Below are 21542 nucleotides of genomic sequence, written 5' to 3' on the forward strand. Positions count from 1 at the left end.
AATTGTCAACAATACCCAAATGTTATTTTAAAATAATTCATATTTTCATACGTATTTCGTTATTCTTTATCTTCTCCAATAATCCTTACTTCTCGCTCCAACTTCACGCCAAATTTCTCTTCAACTGTCTTTTGTACGAAGTGAATTAAATCGATGTAATCTTGTGCTGTTCCGTTATCAACATTCACCATAAATCCAGCGTGTTTTAAAGAAACTTCTACTCCACCAATTCGCTTACCTTGTAGTCCTGAGTCTTGAATTAACTTACCAGCAAAGTTATTTGGTGGGCGCTTAAATACGCTACCACATGAAGGATATTCTAGAGGCTGTTTTGACTCACGTTTAAACGTTAAATCATCCATTTTGGCTTTAATCTCTTCATGTACACCTTCTTCAAGTTCAAATCTCGCTTCAAGAATAATGTAATGGTTGTTCGCAAATACACTCTTACGATATCCAAATTCAAATGCTTCTTTCGTCAAAGTACGTAGCTCTCCATCACCTGTCATTACGACAGCTTCTGTTAATACAAACGAAATTTCACCGCCGTATGCACCAGCATTCATATATAATGCTCCGCCAACTGAACCTGGAATACCACAAGCAAATTCAAGACCCGTTAAGTTATGGTCTAAGGCAATACGTGATACGTCAATAATTGCTGCACCACACTGTGCTACAATCGTCGTTCCTGTTACAGTAACACCTGTAATATGAATTAAACTTACTGTAATCCCGCGAATTCCACCATCTTTAATAATGACATTCGATCCATTTCCTAAAAACGTAACTGGAATATTATATTCGTTCGCATATTTAATAACTTCTTGAATTTCATCATAATTTGTAGGCGCAACAAAAACATCTGCTTTTCCGCCAACTTTAATATGCGTATGATTCTTTAACATTTCATCTTGTTTAACATGTCCTTCAGGCAATACCGTACTTAAATATTTATAAACCTCTTGCATATTCATTTTACGATTCCTCTATTTCTATATTCATTTTATCCCGTTATACGGGCCCATAATATCCCCACGTACATGAAAGAACCTAAAGTGGTGGATACAGTGTACCCAAAATCAATTCGAGACACCTATAAACCTCTTAATTTATAAGAGGTGCCAATCATATTAAAATATATATTGCATAATAAAGCAACCCAAATGGACTACTAAACTTGACATGTCATCAGAAAGACAACAATTTGTAAAATATGTGACTTTTTCAAAACACTATCCCTCAGTATCTTACTATACCATATAAAAAGAAAGTGGTATTTTTTTGTACTTTTTACTTTATTTACATCAATAAAAAAGAGCACATCCCACAGAATGTGCTCTTTTTATACTCTTTATATTACTTTTCGTTCTCTTCTTTTTCTTTATCAAACCATAACAGCTCATCGTTATCAACTTCACCATTATAATTGATTAAAATTTCTTCTCCTGCTTTTATATCTTTATAAGCATAGAAGTTAAATGTATGATTCTCAAAAACGATGTCATACGTTGCATTCGGTGTATATGAATGATTAAATAACATACCATATCCTAAAAGGATTGCCGTATGATTGATTCCATACTCAAATGCGTAATCAGCAAGTAACGTTTTCTCAATATGTTCATGCTGTTCATTCGGATAAGAGATAACTGGTGCTGCGTGTATCAACTCACCCTTTTTAATATCACGAGTTGCAAATACACCTCTATTAAATTCTCCATCACTAAGTTCAGAAGTCTTAACTTCGATCATATGCGTCACCTATATAATTCTTTCTTTGAAGTATTTTATTCCGCTATTTGCGGATAGCTTGATTGGTGAGGGCTAATAATCAGTATGTACTAGTCTCACTTTATCTCCTTAAGCTTGGCAGAAAACGCGCAGAAAAGCAATTAAATTCCTATCAAGTATTCGTTTCAATGAAAAAAGAGCACATCACTCGTGCTCTTTCTAAGCAATATTACTTTTCTAAAATATCTTCTAACAACTTCACTTGCTCGCTAACAGTTTGTAACGTCTTCACTGACGTATCATTTCGATGTTTTTCTTCTTCCACACTCGCTAGCACTTCTTCTGTAGCTGTAGAAGTTTGCTGAATTACGTTAGAAGCATGCGTAACATCCTTTACGATATTCGTCGTTTTAACTTGGAAACTTTCTTGTTGAACAACAACCTCTCGCATTACTTCATTAATCGCATCAATAAACTTCCCTAAATCAGTTACATTTGTTAAAACGCTTGCTAACATCTCGTTACATTCTTCTTGTACTCTTTCTGACTTCTCTACTTGCACTTCTACCTTACTTGCTTGATTACTAAACTCCTTCAAAATCCCTTGAATTCTTCCCGCAGAACGATTTGATTCTTCAGCAAGCTTTAACACTTCACTCGCTACAATAGCAAAACCTTTTCCATGCTCGCCTGCCCTCGCAGCTTCAATATTTGCATTTAAAGCTAGCAAACTCGTCTGACTTGAAATATTCGTTATTACATCTACAATTTCATTAATTTGTTTCGATTGCATCATTAAATCTCTAAATATAATTCCAGACTGTGAAACAACATCATTTAAACTTCTCATGTTAGTTTCAAAATTTCTTAGAGTATGTACACTACCTTTTGAAATTTCTAAGCTTTCATCCACATGAGCCGATGCAGTTCTTACTTGAGAGATGATTTTTTCAATATTTCCCTCCATATCATTCAATACTTCTACCGAACGATACATCATCTCTGATTGTGATTGTGTACCAACTGCCACCTCTTCAAAGGCAAAATTAATTTCACTCATCGATTCCATCGACGTGTTCATATTTTGTCTTAAATGATTGAAATTACTATCTAGTTTCACAACTGTTTCTTCAATAAGTCTTTGCGTCTCTTCTAACTCCTGAGCTTTTCTCATTACTTCTTGCTTCTCATCACTTAAACGAAGGAGCAGATTAGAACCGATTTTCGTGACGCCCCACATAGCGATTGTTACAATCGCTAACAAACTTGCGAAATTAGCAGCTTCAGACGAGGCTGTATAAGCAAAAAATTGCTCCGGCCAATAGCTACAAAGGATAAATGTGATCACAACAGCTATCCCGCCAAGAATTAAAATGAGGCGCTCACTTAAGTAAATAAGTGAAACAGCTAATGTAAAATAGACCATTTGAAATACAGCCGGGCTTTCATTAAAAGCTTGTACCATAATGTAAGACATTGTAAGCAACATAAATGTCATGATATATTTATACACTGATTCCATACTTTTTATAAAAGTAAAAAGCGTTCCAAATGCAACGACAGAAATACCACAAATCCAAAATGCTATTGCTCTCTCTGTAAAAATATATCCATAATACCCAATCGCGATTATCCCAAGGAAGAAACTACAAATCGTTATAAACAGTAATAAATGATTTTTCTGTGATTCTTTCTCAAGGTTAGAAAAACAAGTCCTCTTTAACCACTCCATATGAAGCCCCACCTTCTACTTATACATATCAATTACTTCAGTTTAAATACCGCACTTACTGGGTTATGATCGCTATTTTCAAACTTTAAATCTTTCCCTTGTACATTTACAATCTCTACATTCGGTGAAACGATAAAGCCATCAATAATAGTGACGAAATTTTCACCTTCTACATATTTCTTTACATCATCTCTTACAGTCATAACAGACGGATCTACAGCCCACTTAAAGCCACCGTCTGTAAAGTCCTTCGGTAACTCTACTAACCACTCAGGACGCTCTTTCACGAACTTCGGATCACTTAATTGAGCGTTCGAAACCAATTGATTCCAATCTCCACCCATTATTACGTAATCACCATTTTCATAATGCTTGTTCATATATTCTTTTAAATACTCTACTTGCTGTTTTCTAATTTTCCCGCCTTCATCATAAGCAGACAAATGTAAATTTACGAGTCTAACATGTTTTCCATTATTAACAGGAATTTTATATTCCACAATTGCTCGATCTAAATCAAACAAACGCTTTGGCCAAGGCTCCATTCCAGGCAGCTGGAACCTCTTCGCTTCTTGAACAGTGTATTTAGAAAACGTACTTAATCCAGCCTCCGCATATCCCATTGGATTTGTTATTGGCACTGGAACCCATTTCGTATCGTAGTTCTTGCCAAATGACGAAACATAATCAGGTAATCCTTTTTTCAAAAATTCATGTTCATTTACATCAAATGAACGAAGTGACTTTATATCAACTTCTTGTAATAGTGCAAAATCACTATTCTCATTTTGTAAAAACGAAAGCATATTCTTTAAATTAGTTTCCGTTTGCTCTTTACTACTTGAACCAGATCCCTTTCCACCATCCATAAAGAAATCTTGATCCTTATCTAACCCAGCATATCCAATATTAAATGTTGTAACTTTAAATTCATTTCCAGTCGCTAATACGCGCTCCTTATTATTCTCTACCTTCAAGCTTATAACATCAGCAGGCTGTTCTTTAGTAAGTGTCATATAAGCTAGAAATCCTCCTACAATGCCCGCTACTACTAAAACACATGTAAATACGATTTTTAAAAATTTCTTCAAATAAATGACTCCTTTTCACGCAAATTTATTTTTCTTTATTTTCAGTCAAATAAAACAAAACGACACACATAAGAAACATTTTATCATAATTAAAACCGTATATCACTATATTTAGTTTATAAGTAATCGATCCCATTTTAATTACTTAAAAAGCCTTCAGACATCAAAAAAAGAAAAGTTACACCCTCCTCCTCACTGGAAATTAAACGGTATATTTAGTACACTATATGTAATAATCATAGGCGATGGAGTTCGCCATAAACGCTGCTTAGCTAATGACTCCTACCAGTATGGATACTGGTAGGAGTCTATTTTTTTGAGCAAGCTATTTAAAGAGGTGAGAAAATTGATTTATATTATCGTCGGCATTGCTGGTATATTAGGAGCTCTTTCTCGTTATTATTTAGGTCTTAATATCAACACATTTTGGCATCATTCATTTCCATTGGCAACATTACTCATTAACTTAATCGGTTGCTTTTTCTTAGCGTGGCTAACTACTTATATCGCTCGGCTAAACATCTTACCTTCAGAGGTTATCACAGGCATCGGAACTGGATTCATCGGTTCCTTTACGACTTTTTCAACATTTAGTGTAGAAACTGTGCAATTGATCAATCATTCTGAGTGGAGCATAGCCTTCTTATATGTATCATGTAGCATACTTGGTGGCCTCATTATGTCTGGCCTTGGCTATACACTTGGAGATTTCTTAATTAAGAAATCTCTTACGGAAGGTGATTACTCATGATAGAAGCTTTATTAGTCGCAACAGGAGGATTTTTCGGTGCGATTACACGATTTGCAATTAGCAATTGGTTTAAGAAAAGAAATAAAACACAATTTCCAATTGCTACATTCCTTATTAATATAACAGGGGCATTTTTACTTGGATATATAATCGGCAACGGAGTTACTACAGGCTGGCAACTATTATTAGGTACTGGATTTATGGGCGCATTCACTACATTTTCTACGCTTAAATTAGAATCTGTTCAGCTTCTCAATCGTAAAAAGCTATACATCTTCCTTTTATATTTAAGTGCTACTTACATAATTGGTATCCTCTTCGCCTTCCTTGGAATGAAGCTAGGCGGAATATAAAAAAAGCGACTCTATTGAGTCGCTTTCTTTCATAAGAAATATGTCCCGCCATATGGAATGGAAAATAAACCAGCTGGATGTACATCGTAATGTACAATTTGCATCGGAAGTTGTGAATAGGGCATATACTGACTTTGCATCATTTGTGCAAAATATGCTTGTTGCTGCATTTGAATAGTTTGATTCACAGCATGAATTGTCCCTTGTGCCCCAGCCAGCGTAATAGCTGCCCCTACTTGTCTACCATTATAAAAATAATGATTCATCATGATTCATCTCACTTATTCTTTTTCTTCCATATGGTATGTTTCTATTTCATAGTGAGTGTTTTGTCCCTATCTATTGCCCTTTTTCAGCTTTGAAGTAATAAATCCAAATAGCAATATACCAATACCACTAAGGAACAATATATAACTTATCGGTACTAGGAAAAAGAAAGGTTCTTCAAGAAATCCATCCGCTCCTACTTTACTGTTTGAAGCATGTATCGTTAAAGAAATAATCGCTAAAATCATGAAAGAAATAGCTACTACGTATTTATTTTTCATTTCACATTCTCCTCTACTTATGTAATTCCCCTTAGATTCTTACCATCATATTATCTAAAAAATAATTATTGACTAAACAAATAACAAAAAGGTTTGCAAAGCATCTTAAATCACTTCGCAAACCTTCTAAATTATAAATATTTACACTTCAAACCTCTTGCTTAATACAATATACATTGCGCAAAATAGCACGAATATCCCAGCATAAATTAACAAAATCTCTACACTAAACATATCCGACAACGGACCAAATATTATCATTCCTAAAGGAAGCGCGCATGAATTCGCAATTTGTACAAGGCTAAACATCCGTCCGTGCATTGATGGTTCTACTTTCTCCTGCAATAACACAGTAACTGGTGTATTGAAGCACGGCATTGTTATACCAATTAAAAAATTAAAGACTAAATACATAATAAATATCGGTGCTATTCCGAGTCCAATCATAAGCAGTCCATATAATGCACAAGCTAGCGCTGTTGTATGCATACGATTACGAAAACCACCCCACGCTGCAATCAATACGCCACCAGCTGCCGCACCCGCACTAAAGGTCATCTCACTAGCAGTAAGTCTCCACATTTCGGCCCCGAAAGAACGAGTTACCATTAAAGGTGTTAAAAAAGCAGCTGGACTTATTAAAATCATGACGATAATTAATAAAACGATTAGCCTTTTAATAAATACATTTTCTTTTAAATAAGTGAACCCTTCTTTAATTCCTTGTAGATTAGATTTTTGCTTACTTTCTACATTCACATGTCCTTCCACATGAATGACAAACATAATACTAATTCCAATCATAGCTGTAATAACATCAATAAAAAATGTTGTTTCAATGCTGGCAATAGAAAGAATCGCAGCACTTGCTGCTGGAGAAAGAAACATAATTAAAGATGTAATACTGCTATTTATTCCATTTACTTTCATAAGATACTCTTTCGGAACGATTTGCGGAATTAATGCATTCACAGCTGGCGTTTGTACTCCTGTTCCAGCTGAACGAATGAGTAACACAGTAAAAAGTAACCAAATACTTTTATATCCTGTTAAAAATAAAATTGCTAAAACTAACGTCGCAATCGCTATAATTCCATCCGATAACATAATCATCTTTTTACGATCATAACGATCAATCCAAACACCTGCAAACAAAGATATCGCAATTTGTGGTAGAAAACCGCAAACAGTTGAAATAGTCAACATCACTCCTGATGATGTTGTAAGGGTGATATACCATATAATCGCGTATTGCACGAGAGAGGAACCGAACAACGAAATAGTTTGAGCGGTCAAAAATAATATAATTTTCGTTTTCCAATTGTTTTCACTCATATGTTTCACACCCCCTTAACTAATCCCGTCTCTATATGAAAGATGCTATCTGCCCAATCAAGATAAAAACTTGCTTCGTGAGATACGAGTATAATGCTGCCCTTAAACTTAATTAACGCCTTTTGCAAAGCTTCCTTCGCTTCTGCATCCAAATGATTTGTCGGCTCATCTAAAATTAAGAAGTTACAAGGTGATAGTAATAATCCACACAGTTTCACCTTCGATTGTTCACCACCACTTAACGTACGAATTTCTTGCGAAACGTGCGTATCCTTCACTCCACACGCAGCTAAATGATGGCGTATTTCCTTCATATTCAGTTTAGGAAACTGTTCTGAAATAATTTGAAGCGGCGTTAAAGAATCATTGCTCCAATTTAAATCTTGCTCATAATATCCAATCTTTATTTGCTCTGAAAAGTGAAACTCTCCAGAAATACTAGCAATATTTCCAACGATTGTTTTTAATAAAGTAGATTTCCCTACTCCATTGAAACCTGTAATGACAAGTTTTTGCCCACCCATTACTGAAAAATTCAACTTTGGTAAGAGAGCGAAGTCGTAACCAACTTCAAGATTATTTACTTCAAGAACTGTCTGAACTGAAATGGGAAGTTCCTGAAAATGAATAGACGGTTTATGAGTAAAACTTGGTGGCGCAATTCTTTCCATACGCTGTAATTGTTTTCTACGACCTTGCGCTATTTTTGAATTCACCCCAGCAATATTTCTACGAATATACTCTTCCGTTTTTTCAATTTTCTTTTGCTGTGCATAATATTGGCGAATATAATCTTTTCGCAAATGCTCCTTTTGTCTTACAAAATCTGAGTATTTGCCGTAATACTTCTTAACTGTTCCGAACTCTACATCACATATGCAAGAAGTTACCTTTTCCAGAAAATCAAAATCATGTGATACGACAATAAACGCTCCTTCAAAATTCATTAAATAATTAGTAAGCCACTCCACATGCTCCTTATCGAGAAAATTCGTCGGTTCATCTAGCAATAAAATATTAGGCTCTTCTAATAAGAGCTTCGCTAAAATTACCTTTGCACGCTGCCCTCCGCTTAATTCACCAATCACACGATCCATCCCAATCACATCAATACCTAAACCGGCTGCCACCTTATTCGTAATACTATCTACTGAATAAAAATCACGGGCCTCGAGCAGTTCTTGAATTTCTGCCGCTTTCAATAGTTGATTTTCATCTCCAGTCATCGCACTTTCTTCATATAACTTGTTCATTCTCTTTTCCATTGCATACAAATCATAAAAGGCTCTCTTTAAATATTGTGAAATGGTATAACCCTCATCAATTTCTGCGTATTGATCAAGATGTCCAATTTGAATATTAGGTTGCCACTTTATGTCTCCCTTATCAGAAATAATTTCCCCCACCAATATTTTCATTAATGTGCTTTTTCCTGCACCATTCTGCCCAACAATTCCCATATGCTCCCCTTTATGCAAATCAAAAGAAGCATTTTCGTATAATACTTTATCTATAAAACTATGTGATAAACTTTCCACTTTAAGTAAACTCATTTTTATTCCTCTTTTCCTGAAATTAAAAAAAGCAGAGAGATAGCGTCATTCGACACTAGCCCTCTGCTTCGTGGTTTTTCCTATACTACTCCAATTTACAGTAAAGACTCATCGGAATAATATACACAAAGGGCCATAGACAAAGCATTGTCTATGGCCCCTTAATCTATTTTATACACCAGCTGAAAAACCATAACGAAATAAGCATAGATAAACTATACTTTTTTAGAAAAATTATTCAGCCGATGAATATAGGGGATTTATGCCCCTTGATTAAGCTCCGTACAACGCTTCACCGTATACATTTGTGCGGAGCAAAGTTTTCTAATGAGTTTTACAAATTTTATATAAAGCATATTATGCACCTTCCTTAATACTTAAAAAGGATTTTAGCATACGGTTTTACGAAGCGTCAACATTACTTCCGAATCTTTCAACTACTTGTTTTCAAAATATTGCTTCTGAAACATACACATTCTTATTGCATTATGATAGTTACCATCAACGAAAAACTCATCGATAAGCTCACCTTCTACCATAAACCCAACTTTTTTATAAACATGTACTGCCTTTTCATTTTCCTTATCCACAACTAAATAAATCTTATGCATATTTAGTACGGAAAAAGCGTAATCCATTGCTAAACGCGTCGCATCCACTGCATAACCATATCCTTGATAATTCGGATCAATAATGATTTGGAATTCTGTTCTACGGTGAATATAATCGATTTCTACTAACTCAACTAATCCAACCATTTCATTGTCTTTCTCAACGATAAATCGGCGTTCGCTTTGATCATGTATATGTTTATCATATAAGTCTTGCAGCTCCACAAATGCCTCATACGGCTCTTCAAACCAATACGACATAATATGCGCATTATTATTCAGTTCGTGTACAAACTTTAAATCTTCTCGTTCTAATGGACGTAACTTCAATTCCTGATTCATTCCTATAACCTCCAAGTAAAAGAAACCTCTTCACTTAATTTCTCAATTTTTTTCGATTTCAAACGCCCTAATTTCATTGTAAACTTTCAAGCAACTTGAAGGTCAAGATGTAACAATATTATGCCGAAATTTATAACCAATTAATAAAAAATGTAGGTATTTACAGTAACTTAACGAAAAAAGAACAGTCTTTTTGCTTTCCAAAAAGCTCAGTAAGATAAAATAAAATTATAAATATATCATCGCTAAAAATTAAGAAAAGGAGATGAACCTATGAAAATACAATATAGAAAGTATGCATTACCTGTAATCTCGTTAGTCTTATTCACTCTTATTGGTTGTACTAATAATGAGCATAAAAACGATAAAAACGAGACATATACTTTTGAGGTTTCCAAAAAACGTGGTGATATTATTGAGAAAAACAATGAAGTTTATAACATAGAAAAATTAGATACTTTCGTAAAAAACTATAATTCAAATAAAGACGATTCAGTTAGAATTACTAAATTTAATAATAAGAACGAGCCTGTTATTATTGATTTGACTGTAAAAAAAGAAAAGGGATCTACCTCCGTCTATTATGACGTTGACCACACAAAAACACATGAGAAACATAATGAAAATCAAGAGATTCAATATTCGAATAACACATGTCAAAAGATAAAGAAAGATATTGAAGACAACAAAGTAACTTATAAATTAGAATGTCCTGACACTATTCATTTGATTACATCCCCAAAATCATAGGGTGGAAAATTACAAATAAAAAAGTAGTGCAAACTTATGTCTGCACTACTACTCTTTTCTCAAATCTCTCATATTTGATATGTATAAAGCAATAACTAAAACAAGAATTGCTCCTGCGTATAATAACGTCTCCATCGGTTCCTCATGAGACACAATAATTAATCGAATTAAGGCCGTAATTCCGATATAAATAAAATAACGTAACGGGAAATGATAATTCGATTTAAAATACTTAATAATTAATGCAATGAACTCGAAGTATAAGAAATAGACGATGATACTTTCAACCAATTTATAAGACGTATACTCTTTTGCCGAAAAAATATACTGCACGAACGTAATTGTCTCATTCACTAAGAAAATTGATAACACAATGGATAATATAATTAAGGCTATATTTAATATCCATTGCAAAACACTAGCTATAACATGATCGATATTAAATGACTTCATTTTCTCTTTAGACTCCCCTTCGTATAAGTACTTATTTATTATAGCAAAATTACGATTGGAAAGAAGTTAAATCATATATTCGTCCTTTGTTGTTGCCAGTGAAGGTGATGTTCATTGTTTGGAGGAGTCTTTTAACCGCAGAACTAGATTCCATATTAAGAAATTCCCTCAATTCGCTATTAGTAGTTATCACACTAAACAGAAGTGTGTAATCTTGTACAGCACGTAAATGAGCATGTTTAGACATACTATTGCAATTTGAACAACGCCATCCCTGCCTTTCTTTTAACATTGCCATTGTAAAACATTCCTCACACTGTACACCCTTTAGCAATTCCTCTTTTTTAATTTTATATTGCGCAAGAACATTTTGACGTTGCGGAATATGCTCATTCATAATCTGGCCTATAAGTCCATTTATATTATCAATCACTTTTTCTTTATATTGATTTTTAATCTGTTTTATTCTATTAGGTAAATTTGCACTGTGGATAATTTTACTAGACAGTATTTCATCTGAAGTTTTAATAATTGTACGAGGGGAACTAATTACAACGAGGGATTCAATTGGAATATTATGTAAATTATGTAGATTCAGCCATTTTCTCAGTTGCATCTCTTACCGTTTCAGTTGTAAAAGCGGATCTGGGAATCCTTCTTCCGTAGTACCATCTGCTATTCGAATAAGCTGATTGAAATTTGCATCAAAAATTAATGTACCAATAATATTTTTTATTTCAAGAAAAAGAAGAAAATAAGATGAAACTATGAGAGTATCAATTTGGAAATAATGTTTTTGATCAAATAACCTAATATCATGTAAAATATGGTATTCTGCTTCGGATAGAAAACTCAGCGGATACTCAACCGCCTGCTCTCCTTTATAGCCGGCCATAAATTTCGCTAGACTTTCAACCACCACATTCCTTTTTGGATAATGAGCAGGCAATCTTCTAAGTAAAGCTTCTAATTGCAGCAAATATACGGGCAGTTTCCGCTCTTTCACAATCATTTTTATCCCCCTCCAAAATATATCAGCGATTTTTCAAATATATCAGCGCAACTCCAAATATATCGGCGATTTTCGAAATATATCGGCGCAACTCCAAATATATCAGCGATTTTCGAAATATATCGACTTACCGACAAAAACCGACACAACATACACACATAAAATCTTATACACAGTATAACACCACATCTAAAATCGCACTGTAAGCATAATGTGTATACCCCAATGTGATTACGCCAGTTTCAAAATGAGAGACTTACATTCACCCCATGTAAAAAACCTTTTTATAAGTATGAAAAAATTTTAGGAATTAGTTTATCTTTTTTTAATGTTTTATTTAGAGGCAGTTTATAGTCGAGTATTAACATAAGAAACGTAGCAACTAAGTTCGTATATGACGCACTGCTACTATAATCGCTAACCGTACTACTTAAAATCATAAAATAAGGAGACGATAAAACATGAACAAAAAAACAAAAACACTATCATCCATACTGCTCGGATTCACATTAGCATTAACAGGGTGTGCTGGTACTAAAGCTGAAGAAAATCATGGGAAACAAAAGCAAGAACAAGTTGCTAAAGAAACAAAAAAGGAAAATAAATTAACTAAAGGGCAAAAAATGGCTAATATTCTTAGCGAGACAAATTGGCAAGGTACACGAGTGTATGACAAAGATAAGAATGACTTAACAAAAGAGAATGCAAACTTCATCGGTCTTGCAAAATATGATGCGAAGTCAGGCAGATATGAATTTTTTGATGCTAAAACAGGTGCAAGTCGTGGCGATAAAGGAACTTTCTTTATCACAAATGATGGAAAAAAAAGAATATTAATTTCAGAATCAATGAAGTATCAAGCTGTCGTTGACATGACAAAACTAAATAAAAATGTATTTACTTATAAACGAATAGGGAAAGACGCTAACGGTAAAGATGTAGAAGTTTTCGTTGAACATGTCCCATATAAAGAAAAAGAACTTTCTTTCACTGATCCGGACAAGCAGCTGAACACGACTACAGGAGATATTGTTAAAAACGTTGATGGAGATAAAATTTTAGGCGATACCCTTTGGCACGGAACAAAGGTATTAGACGAAGCTGGTAACGATGTAACACAGTTTAATTCGAATTTTATAAGTCTAGCAAAATTTGATGACAAATCTAATAAATATGAGTTCTTCAATAGCGAAACAGGTCAAAGCCGCGGTGATTATGGCTACTTCGATGTTGTACACGAAAATAAAATAAGAGCCCATGTTTCAATTGGAAATAACAAATACGGTGCTGCTCTTGAACTTACTGAACTAAATAAGAATAAATTTACGTATAAGAGAACTGGTAAAGACCAAGCTGGTAAGGATATAACTATATTCGTTGAACATGAACCTTATAAAGGTGATATGAAACCACAATTTAGCTTTTAAAAACGTTTGATTAAAGATCCTGTACTGAGTTACAGGATCTTTCTTATTAAGCAAGAGAACAAAAAGACGAAAAACATGTAGCTTTTCGTCTGCACAATATTCCCACCTTATAGTTGATGATTTACAAAACTTAAAAACATACCGATACAAAATAAAATTTGTGACCAAGTAAAAAGCGCCCTACTTATAGGGCGCTTGTTTTATACTTAATGACTAATACTAGCTGTTGGGTATAATGTTGTTCCTCCAATTGAAACTTTTATTTCATTTGTTAATGGAACGTTTTGTTCATTAATAATTGTTCTCCACCATTCCCATGCAAGACCTGTACATTCTCTTGCTACAATTTTTATATTTTTTGAATTTGGTGGGAGTGGGATAACTGTAGAGTAATGAGCCGTTTTATCTTTTCCGCTACCATCCCACGTTTTATGTGTTAGTACTTCGTTACCCTTTTGGTCAAATGTGAATTCATCCCAAGATACATCAAATTGAGCAACGTAAGCACCGTAGTGATCAAGTGTCATTTTAGCACTTGAATATTCTGTAGTTGTCGTCTCAATATAATCTGTATTGTTATGAACAGCAGCAGTTGCATTATCTTTTAAGAAAGTACTTGTATATGAAATCGGGTATGCTGGATTTTTAAGACTTAATTCAGCATTATCTTTAATGATATTTCGGATTTCATTGAAATCTTTAGTAACAACCTTGTTATGCTCTTTCGCATCTCCGCCTAATACTACAGCAGTAAAGGTACTTTCTTCAAAAATATCTTTATACTGTCCACTCGTTTCAACGCTGTTATTCTTAAGTAAGGCTTTAAAAGCAGCTTGTACATCTTTGCTCTTAGATGTTGTTTCTAATTTTACATAAATCGTTCTACCATAAGCTACATTTGAAACCATAACAGGTGGAGCCGAATTACTTACGCCTTTTCGAGTTAACTCGTCAAAAGTAACACTATTATCAAAAAGGTCAGATGGATTGTTAGGTAGTTCAGCACTTACCGTATAAAATATTTGCTTATACGCCGCTACCATCACTTTTTTCTCTCCATTTGCAACTGCATTAAAATCAATATTTAGACTGTTATCAAGATATTTAGCGTTAACATTAAGAGCACTTGCAATTTGTGATTTACTATAAACCATAGATTCCGTATACTGCATTCTTGCAGGTAACGTATGTGTTGTAGAATACTTTTCATTCCAAGTAGATACTAAATCATCTACCGCTCCAGCTACATTACCATATGTCGGATTTTGGACAGTGATTGTATTTTCTTTTCTCATGCCCGGTAAGTCTATACTAATATTCAAAGGCTTTCTCTTAGCCACTAATAAACTCGGTTGATTGTCTGCAAAAGCTTTATTTGCAAGTTGTACAGCTCCTGGATACGTACGATTCACTACAGAATCAATAATTGAAATATCGACTGGTGACGTTGTAAGTGATTTTTTTTCACGTTCCACTACTACAAATTTACCATTTGAATTGATACTTTCTTTCGGAACAAAACTTTCTACTTTATCACCATTTACAGCTAAAACCTCTTGATTATTATATTTAAGATTTGCTATACCAGTATTAATGCCACTAGCATTTTTGGTTACATCAGTTACATTACTTGCTTGTGTTTCTGCGAAGGAAATAGATGAATAATTAATAGTGCATAGACTAACTAATAAACATGTAAGGAACTTTCTTCTTTTAGTGTTTTTCTTAATATTCAGAAAAATCACCCCGTTCTTTTTTTAGTAAAATATGATAATGATTGATAAATGATAGGTAACTGATAAACTTACATAAATGCTTTTAAAAGTTCTTGAATTAACGGGATTACGCCACCTACAAATTTTAAAACTGCCATTGCGATTTCCATATTATTTCCTCCTTTTTATTGCTACGAAAATGTGATTTATCTTTATGCCCTCATTATAGTGACCCCTTACACTTTTATCAATACACTCTGATATGCAATATTACATATCAAAAAACAAGCTGAATTCTTTTAAAAAGTTATACAGGGATATTTTTTTCGTTTAGTACATACTTGAAAAGGTGAAGCATTCTTCTGCATTTTATGAGTAATCACATAAAAAAAGCTGCTGCCTATAAAATACAGACAGCAGCTTCAACTAGAGTAGCTTGCATAATCTACGCAAGCTACGGTATTTTTTACATTTTATAACTAATAAACTGCGATTGGCCCATAAGGACCATTAATAATTTCTATTTTTGTTTCAAAAATATCTGTCAAAAGTGTTGAGTCCATAACCTCTTCTACTGTTCCAAAAGCAGCAATTTGTCCATCTTTCATAGCACAAATTTTATCCGAGTATTTAGCTGCAAAATTTATGTCATGCATGACAGTCAAAATTGTTCTTCCAAATTCATTAGCTGCACGTCTTAAATGCTCCATCATTTGAACAGAACGAGCAACATCAAGGTTGTTCAAAGGTTCGTCCAAAAGTACATATTCCGTCTCTTGGCACAATACCATCGCTACATATGCCCTTTGTCTTTGACCACCAGAAAGCTCATCTAAATATCTATTCTCTAAACTAGTTAAATCTAAGAAATCGATATATTTAGAAATGATAACCTCATCTTCTTTAGTCAATCTTCCCTTTGAATAAGGAAAGCGCCCAAATCCAACTAATTGTCTAACTGTAAGCCTAGTTACAAAATGATTTTCTTGTCGCAATATAGTCAAAACTTTTGCTAAGTCTTTTGATTTGGATTCAGAAACATCCATATTTGCTACCTGAATTTGGCCTTCATCCATATCTAAAAGTCTGCCAATCATCAAAAGTGTCGTGGACTTTCCAGCGCCATTTGGTCCAATTAAAGAAGTAAAGCCTGCTTTTGGTATTTCAATATCCAAAGGTCCTATTTTTACCTTATCAGTATAGAACTTTTTAACATTATCAATTTTTATCATAAAGCCCTCTTCCTTAAAACTATAGTTAAGAATATAATTCCACCAAATAATTCAATAATAACTGAAACTACACCTTGAGCATGGAATACATGATACATTAAAAAGTATGCGCTCGTCATTATTAAAAATCCTATAGCAAAAGCCATCGGAAAAATATATCTATGATCATAAGTTGACGCTGCCTGATAACTCAAAGTTGCCACTAAAAAGCCGTAGAAAGTAAGTGGCCCAATTAGAGCTGTTGAAATAGACATCAAAATAGCTACTAATACAAGCGTATAAATTACACTAGGTTGATATTTAACTCCAAAAGAAGTAGCAACATCTTTTCCTAGTGACAAAACATTCAAATTCTTAGAATGAGCAAAAATTAATACCGCTACAATTATGATCATAGGAATTACAATAGGAAAATATGCAGGATCTGCATGATTAACAGAACCAAATAATCTTGCTTGTAAAATATCAAATTCTGAAGGCGCAAGTAGTTTTCTCATGAAAGTTGACACAGAATTTAGCCCGGTACCAATAATAATTCCAACTAAAAGCATAAGTTGTAAATTCCCGTATTTACCGGAAAGTAACCATCCATAAAGTATTAAACTCATGAAGACCATAACAACAACTTGGAATAAAAATGATCCAATTCCATTAAAATTTATTAACGCACTAGCACCAAAGAAGAATACTGTACTCGTTTGAATTGCTGAATAAAGTGATTCGAAACCTAAAAGTGAAGGAGTAATAATTTTATTATTCGTAATAGATTGGAAAGCAACTGTCGACAAGCTATGGCAAACCGCAGCAATAATCATTGCAACAATAGCTACTATCCTTCTCTTAACGACTGGGATAAAAGAAGGTGAATCTAGCGGAACTGGATTGTTATAAACTAAAAGTCCATATGAAGAAAGAAGACCTAAAGCAATCAATGTTATCAGTAAAATCCAATAACGTCTTGCTTCCTTCTTAGACCGAAAAGCGCTAGCTGATCTACTTTCATTATGAAGGCTAGAATCGATTTCGACATTTTCTTTTTTTCTATATTCTAATGTGATCATCGTAGCCTCCTTGGTTTTCTTTGTCTCAATAAAATAGTAATAAACACGACTGCTCCCACTGTTGCAAGTATTAAAGAAACAGGTAATTCAAAAGGCTGTATAATTGTTCGAGAAATGATGTCACAGGCAGTTATTGATCCCATTCCGATCACACAAACCCAAGGTAAATTACTCCTAAGATCATCACCTCTAAACATTGAAACGATATTTGGCACAATTAATCCTAAGAAAGGTAAGTGTCCAATAACAGCTGCAACAATTCCAACTGCAACAGAGATAAGAGCAGTCCCAAAAAGAACAATTCTATTGTAATTAACTCCAAGACTTGTTGCGACATCTTCTCCTAGTCCAGCTAAAGTCAATCTATTAGCATACATAAAAATAAGAAAAGTAATGATAACAATCAGCCATAAATATTCATATCTTCCCACCTGAATGTTAGCAAATGAACCTACAAACCAAGTTTCAATACTTTGCGTCTTTTGAAAAAGGAGTCCTAAAAAAGTAGACACTGCAGAAATTACTGCTCCAAGCATCAATCCAATAATCGGAACAATTAAAGACGAACGAAGCTTAACTCTTCTTAAAAATAGAAAGAAAATCATAGTTCCTATAAAAGAAAAAATGATTGCACCAGTCATTCTTTGAACTAAAGTCGGGGCAGGAAATAATAAATACACAAAAAGCAGGCCTAAGCCTGACCATTCAATAGTCCCCGTTGTAGTAGGTTCAACAAAGCGATTCTGTGTAATAAGTTGCATGACGAGCCCTGCCATCGCCATCGCAGCTCCAGTAAGCATTAATGCAAACGTTCTTGGAACACGAGTGATGAAAAACATCTCCATTCCGTCCTCTTGTCCACGTATATCATAAACTCCAGTAAACAGTGATATAATCCCTAAAATTATAACAACTATAACTGCTATTATAAAAGGTTTTGTCCATATTTTATTTTGATTATAAAACTGGGGTTGAGAAATATTCTCAACCCTAGAAATCATATTTTTTGACACTGTTTCGTACCCCTTTACACTACTTAGCTAAAGTTTTTGCCATATTTCCAAATAACTCTATATAAGTTTGAATTGATTCATTTGTGTAAGTATCTTCTGGTGCATAAATAACTTGTTTTTTAGAAACAGCAGTTGTGTTTTGAAGAGCAGGTGATTTAGAAATAACATCCTTAGCAGGTGTTGACTTAGCTGCATCAGATGTTGCAGCATCACGATCTAATACGAAAAGCCAATCAGGATTTGTTTGTGCAATAGCTTCAACAGAAACGTCATCACCTTTATGACCTGCAGTAGAATTCGAAACTTCTAATGCTGGAGTCCAACCGAAAATGTCATACATAGGTCCCCAAACGCGACCAGAGTGCGGCGCAGCAAAGCCAATATTTCCACCAGTAACGATAACACTCATAACTTTATCTTTTCCGTTATAAGCAGATTTTGCTTTTTCAATAGATTTATCAAAATCAGCTACTAATTGTTTAGCTTCTTTATCTTTAGCAAAGATTTTACCTAAAGTAGTTGTAGAATCTTTAAGTCCTTTTACTAAGTTTTCTCCAGGCTTAGTAGCCTTCTCAGAAACATCAAAATTAAGATCAATAACAGCTGCATTTGGCACTAATTTTTTGATTTCTTCATAATGATCAGCAAATCTTTGACCAACGATTACAAGATCAGGGTTTGCCGCTGCAATAATTTCTAGATTTGGTTCACGGTGATTCCCAATATTTTGAACTTTTTCATCCTTTTTATATGCTGAATCAGCAGGCATGATATCCTTTGGAGCAGCCGCTAATTTAATTCCCCAATCAGATAAAGTTTCAAAAGTTCTGTTATCCAAAGCAACTACATTCTTTGGGTTTACAGGTACTTTAACAGTTCCATGAGCATCAGTGATTTCAACCGTTTTTGGCTTATCACTACCATTATCTTTATTATTAGCCTTCGAAGTTTCTTTACTTGAATCTGAGCAAGCCACTAACATTAAAGTGAAAATTGCTAGAATACTCACTAATTTTAAAAGCATAGATTTTTTCATATGTATACTCCTTATAGTGTGATTTATTTCGAAAATGATGACATCCATAGATTGAATTAGAAGGTAACTTTTATTCAATTGAATCGCTATTGATAATCATTTTCATTTGAACATCCTGTTAATTAGTATAGTCATTAATTCTGTGAAAATCTTGTGAATCGTATGAATTCATAAAATCAAGCATAAAAAGTAATATGTGCGGTCAGGACTGTTGATTAACCTTCATTAAATACTTTCTCAACAAATACGGGACAGAGACCTTCCCTTACAAAATACGCGCAGTAATAGCTAATATTTCACAGAAACTACTTTATTATCTTATTTTTATCATTCAACCATTGAATAGCCTCTGCCATGTATCGTTTGAATATATCTATCTTTCTTCTCGCACTTTAGCTTTTTTCTTACATACCCAATATATAAGTCTACTACATTCGGATTTACTACTACGTCATATCCCCAAACTTGATTCAAAAGCATTTCACGGCTTAATATCGTATTTTTATTCTTAATTAAAAATACAAGTAAATCGTACTCGCGCTTCGTAAGCGAGAGATTTTTGCCACCTTTTTTCACAATATTGCTAGATGCATCAACAAAGAGATCTTTAAACTGAAAAAAGTTTGTCTCATTTTGCTGGTTATAGTCACTTCTTCTTAAAATAGCTTGAACTCTCGCTACTAATTCTTCCTTCACAAATGGTTTTCTAATATAATCATCTGCTCCTGCTTGTAACCCTGCTATGCAATCCTCGCTAGAAATATTGTTGGTCACAATAATGATTGGTGTCGTTTTAACAAGTCGTATTTGTCTACAAATTTCTGGTCCCGATATACTTAATGAATCCCAATCCAATATGATAATATCCCAATCTTGCTCATATGCTATATTTAAATCTTGGTTTTCATTGTGAAGTTTTAAAATGAAATGGCCCTCTTGCGTTAAACCGCTTACGATTTTCTTTGCTGAAGACCGTTCATTTTTAATCACCAACACCTGCTTCACCGATGGTTCACCTCTACTTCAATATAAATTATTTAGATAAAAAAATTATCCCGAAAAAATAATTTAAGATTTATAAATTTAAAACCCCTAAATAATCCATTAAAACAGTTTATTAGGAGAACTCTATATAATCTTACAATAGGTATGGATAAAAACACAAAACATATGAAGATTCGAATAAAGTAAAAAAATAATAACCACTTAACAATTGAGCGTTTACAATCTGCTATAGTATCTACCCGCTTATCATCAATAACCATTTTTTATTCTCTCTTTCAGGGATACCGTCCCATCAACTTCAGCATTCTATAAAACCACAAACAAAAAGAACCATAACCTCACCAACCTGGCAAAATTATGGTTCATATTATACAAAATAAAAAACCACCAAATATGTATTGGTGGAGACGGTGGGAGTCGAACCCACGTCCAAAAATATCGGCACTTAAGCTTCTACGAGTGTAGTCGATATATTAGCATTTCGCGAACTCTTCGGCCTATCGACAGGCTTCCAAGTTGCTAGTCTGGTTGTTCTCTTCCTTTGTCCTCAGACGGCGAACTCCGGCGTAGTCCACTTAGTTTGAGTCCCTTACCCTACCACATGGACGATGGAGGGAGGAACCTTTAGTGCAATTAAGCAGCTAAAGAAAGATTGTTTTGTTTGCCAATTATAGGCTTTGACGTTTTAACGAGGCCGATCCCCTCGACTCGCAACCTAAGCTCGAACTATCCCTGTCGAATCCGTAACGTCCCCATGATAAAAATGGAGCATACGAAGAAAATATCGT

At 34.1% G+C, this 21542-nt stretch carries 20 protein-coding genes, 1 other RNA gene, 1 pseudogene and 1 riboswitch; of the genes and pseudogenes, 4 read left to right on the forward strand and 18 right to left on the reverse strand.

The window, feature by feature from the left end; translation table 11 throughout:
* Positions 1 to 59: 59 nt before the first annotated feature.
* From murB to NST27_RS24895, 4 genes are all read right to left on the reverse strand, one after another.
* The gene (gene murB, locus NST27_RS24880) at positions 60 to 977 is read right to left on the reverse strand and encodes a UDP-N-acetylmuramate dehydrogenase (protein WP_001057102.1); all 918 of its coding nucleotides are present in this window, start codon (positions 975 to 977) and stop codon (positions 60 to 62) included.
* A gap of 382 nt (positions 978 to 1359) precedes the next feature.
* Positions 1360 to 1755, reverse strand: coding sequence for an SET domain-containing protein (locus NST27_RS24885; protein WP_000573649.1), 396 nt, complete (start codon positions 1753 to 1755; stop codon positions 1360 to 1362).
* Positions 1756 to 1963: 208 nt separating this feature from the next.
* Positions 1964 to 3466 (reverse strand): DUF4077 domain-containing protein, encoded by a 1503-nt coding sequence (locus tag NST27_RS24890; RefSeq protein ID WP_000455086.1) that lies wholly within the window; start codon positions 3464 to 3466, stop codon positions 1964 to 1966.
* A 32-nt stretch (positions 3467 to 3498) separates the two neighbouring features.
* Entirely contained in the window at positions 3499 to 4557 is a 1059-nt protein-coding gene (locus NST27_RS24895; protein ID WP_000714051.1) for an endonuclease/exonuclease/phosphatase family protein, read from the reverse strand.
* 232 nt (positions 4558 to 4789) lie between these two features.
* Positions 4790 to 4849, forward strand: a riboswitch (Fluoride riboswitch).
* A gap of 54 nt (positions 4850 to 4903) precedes the next feature.
* Between NST27_RS24895 and crcB (NST27_RS24900) the strand changes: the two genes are divergently transcribed.
* Both crcB (NST27_RS24900) and crcB (NST27_RS24905) read left to right on the forward strand, forming a co-directional pair.
* Positions 4904 to 5308: a fluoride efflux transporter CrcB gene (crcB, locus tag NST27_RS24900; protein WP_000639312.1), complete on the forward strand. Its 405-nt coding sequence runs from the start codon at positions 4904 to 4906 to the stop codon at positions 5306 to 5308.
* The gene (gene crcB, locus NST27_RS24905; RefSeq protein WP_000568585.1) at positions 5305 to 5661 is read left to right on the forward strand and encodes a fluoride efflux transporter CrcB; all 357 of its coding nucleotides are present in this window, start codon (positions 5305 to 5307) and stop codon (positions 5659 to 5661) included. The genes crcB (NST27_RS24900) and crcB (NST27_RS24905) overlap by 4 nt, the downstream gene beginning before the upstream one ends.
* Positions 5662 to 5690: 29 nt before the next feature.
* Here crcB (NST27_RS24905) and NST27_RS24910 read toward each other — a convergent pair whose 3' ends face one another.
* The 5 genes from NST27_RS24910 to speG all read right to left on the reverse strand — a co-directional run bounded on the left by NST27_RS24910 (position 5691) and on the right by speG (position 10050).
* Complete coding sequence (locus tag NST27_RS24910; RefSeq protein WP_000980957.1) at positions 5691 to 5930, reverse strand: DUF3947 family protein; 240 nt, start codon at positions 5928 to 5930, stop codon at positions 5691 to 5693.
* A 66-nt stretch (positions 5931 to 5996) separates the two neighbouring features.
* Positions 5997 to 6209 carry a DUF3955 domain-containing protein gene (locus NST27_RS24915; protein ID WP_000792610.1) on the reverse strand — a complete coding sequence of 71 codons (213 nt, stop codon included), beginning with the start codon at positions 6207 to 6209 and terminating at the stop codon, positions 5997 to 5999.
* Positions 6210 to 6350: 141 nt separating this feature from the next.
* Positions 6351 to 7544, reverse strand: a complete 1194-nt coding sequence (locus NST27_RS24920; RefSeq protein WP_001293761.1) for an MFS transporter — start codon at positions 7542 to 7544, stop codon at positions 6351 to 6353.
* Between the two features lie 5 nt (positions 7545 to 7549).
* The gene (locus tag NST27_RS24925; RefSeq protein WP_000054871.1) at positions 7550 to 9097 is read right to left on the reverse strand and encodes an ABC-F family ATP-binding cassette domain-containing protein; all 1548 of its coding nucleotides are present in this window, start codon (positions 9095 to 9097) and stop codon (positions 7550 to 7552) included.
* A gap of 437 nt (positions 9098 to 9534) precedes the next feature.
* The gene (gene speG / locus NST27_RS24930; protein WP_001071092.1) at positions 9535 to 10050 is read right to left on the reverse strand and encodes a spermidine N1-acetyltransferase; all 516 of its coding nucleotides are present in this window, start codon (positions 10048 to 10050) and stop codon (positions 9535 to 9537) included.
* Positions 10051 to 10323: 273 nt separating this feature from the next.
* Between speG and NST27_RS24935 the strand changes: the two genes are divergently transcribed.
* A complete protein-coding gene (locus NST27_RS24935) occupies positions 10324 to 10800 on the forward strand; it encodes a DUF4362 domain-containing protein (RefSeq protein ID WP_000701816.1) in 477 nt (158 codons plus the stop codon).
* 48 nt (positions 10801 to 10848) lie between these two features.
* Here the strand turns inward: NST27_RS24935 and psiE are convergent, their stop codons facing one another.
* Together psiE and NST27_RS24945 are read right to left on the reverse strand one after the other, a co-directional pair.
* A complete protein-coding gene (psiE, locus tag NST27_RS24940) occupies positions 10849 to 11253 on the reverse strand; it encodes a phosphate-starvation-inducible protein PsiE (protein WP_000834708.1) in 405 nt (134 codons plus the stop codon).
* Between the two features lie 49 nt (positions 11254 to 11302).
* A pseudogene (locus NST27_RS24945) lies at positions 11303 to 12265 on the reverse strand (nuclease-related domain-containing protein).
* Between the two features lie 461 nt (positions 12266 to 12726).
* On the opposite strand from NST27_RS24945, the gene NST27_RS24950 reads away from it, so the two are divergent.
* Positions 12727 to 13692, forward strand: coding sequence for a DUF4822 domain-containing protein (locus NST27_RS24950; RefSeq protein ID WP_047387144.1), 966 nt, complete (start codon positions 12727 to 12729; stop codon positions 13690 to 13692).
* A 206-nt stretch (positions 13693 to 13898) separates the two neighbouring features.
* On the opposite strand, the gene alo is transcribed toward NST27_RS24950, so the two are convergent.
* The 7 genes from alo to ssrA all read right to left on the reverse strand — a co-directional run bounded on the left by alo (position 13899) and on the right by ssrA (position 21508).
* The gene (gene alo, locus NST27_RS24955) at positions 13899 to 15437 is read right to left on the reverse strand and encodes an anthrolysin O/cereolysin O family cholesterol-dependent cytolysin Alo (RefSeq protein WP_000576745.1); all 1539 of its coding nucleotides are present in this window, start codon (positions 15435 to 15437) and stop codon (positions 13899 to 13901) included.
* 449 nt (positions 15438 to 15886) lie between these two features.
* A complete protein-coding gene (locus NST27_RS24960; RefSeq protein WP_000590071.1) occupies positions 15887 to 16639 on the reverse strand; it encodes an iron ABC transporter ATP-binding protein in 753 nt (250 codons plus the stop codon).
* Complete coding sequence (locus NST27_RS24965) at positions 16636 to 17700, reverse strand: iron chelate uptake ABC transporter family permease subunit (RefSeq protein ID WP_000631246.1); 1065 nt, start codon at positions 17698 to 17700, stop codon at positions 16636 to 16638. Before NST27_RS24965 ends, NST27_RS24960 begins: the two co-directional genes overlap by 4 nt.
* Complete coding sequence (locus tag NST27_RS24970) at positions 17697 to 18713, reverse strand: ABC transporter permease (protein ID WP_000042072.1); 1017 nt, start codon at positions 18711 to 18713, stop codon at positions 17697 to 17699. The genes NST27_RS24965 and NST27_RS24970 overlap by 4 nt, the downstream gene beginning before the upstream one ends.
* Positions 18714 to 18732: 19 nt before the next feature.
* Positions 18733 to 19749 (reverse strand): siderophore ABC transporter substrate-binding protein, encoded by a 1017-nt coding sequence (locus NST27_RS24975; protein WP_000749435.1) that lies wholly within the window; start codon positions 19747 to 19749, stop codon positions 18733 to 18735.
* Between the two features lie 327 nt (positions 19750 to 20076).
* Positions 20077 to 20754, reverse strand: a complete 678-nt coding sequence (locus tag NST27_RS24980; RefSeq protein WP_000815808.1) for a response regulator transcription factor — start codon at positions 20752 to 20754, stop codon at positions 20077 to 20079.
* Between the two features lie 399 nt (positions 20755 to 21153).
* Positions 21154 to 21508: a transfer-messenger RNA gene (gene ssrA, locus NST27_RS24985) on the reverse strand.
* Positions 21509 to 21542 lie beyond the last annotated feature (34 nt).

It is taken from the genome of Bacillus sp. FSL W8-0770, from assembly GCF_038008705.1.
In the GTDB taxonomy this organism is placed as follows: Bacteria; Bacillota; Bacilli; order Bacillales; family Bacillaceae_G; genus Bacillus_A; species Bacillus_A cereus.

Bases quoted from the DNA above. Each gene is read 5' to 3' on its own strand.
- crcB (WP_000568585.1), top strand. From the start codon at position 5,305: ATGATAGAAGCTTTATTAGTCGCAACAGGAGGATTTTTCGGTGCGATT.
- psiE (WP_000834708.1), bottom strand. From the start codon at position 11,253: ATGAAGTCATTTAATATCGATCATGTTATAGCTAGTGTTTTGCAATGG.
- NST27_RS24925 (WP_000054871.1), bottom strand. From the start codon at position 9,097: ATGAGTTTACTTAAAGTGGAAAGTTTATCACATAGTTTTATAGATAAA.
- speG (WP_001071092.1), bottom strand. From the start codon at position 10,050: ATGAATCAGGAATTGAAGTTACGTCCATTAGAACGAGAAGATTTAAAG.
- NST27_RS24885 (WP_000573649.1), bottom strand. From the start codon at position 1,755: ATGATCGAAGTTAAGACTTCTGAACTTAGTGATGGAGAATTTAATAGA.
- NST27_RS24920 (WP_001293761.1), bottom strand. From the start codon at position 7,544: ATGAGTGAAAACAATTGGAAAACGAAAATTATATTATTTTTGACCGCT.
- NST27_RS24935 (WP_000701816.1), top strand. From the start codon at position 10,324: ATGAAAATACAATATAGAAAGTATGCATTACCTGTAATCTCGTTAGTC.
- murB (WP_001057102.1), bottom strand. From the start codon at position 977: ATGAATATGCAAGAGGTTTATAAATATTTAAGTACGGTATTGCCTGAA.
- NST27_RS24890 (WP_000455086.1), bottom strand. From the start codon at position 3,466: ATGGAGTGGTTAAAGAGGACTTGTTTTTCTAACCTTGAGAAAGAATCA.
- NST27_RS24915 (WP_000792610.1), bottom strand. From the start codon at position 6,209: ATGAAAAATAAATACGTAGTAGCTATTTCTTTCATGATTTTAGCGATT.
- NST27_RS24965 (WP_000631246.1), bottom strand. From the start codon at position 17,700: ATGATCACATTAGAATATAGAAAAAAAGAAAATGTCGAAATCGATTCT.
- NST27_RS24950 (WP_047387144.1), top strand. From the start codon at position 12,727: ATGAACAAAAAAACAAAAACACTATCATCCATACTGCTCGGATTCACA.
- NST27_RS24975 (WP_000749435.1), bottom strand. From the start codon at position 19,749: ATGAAAAAATCTATGCTTTTAAAATTAGTGAGTATTCTAGCAATTTTC.
- NST27_RS24910 (WP_000980957.1), bottom strand. From the start codon at position 5,930: ATGATGAATCATTATTTTTATAATGGTAGACAAGTAGGGGCAGCTATT.
- NST27_RS24960 (WP_000590071.1), bottom strand. From the start codon at position 16,639: ATGATAAAAATTGATAATGTTAAAAAGTTCTATACTGATAAGGTAAAA.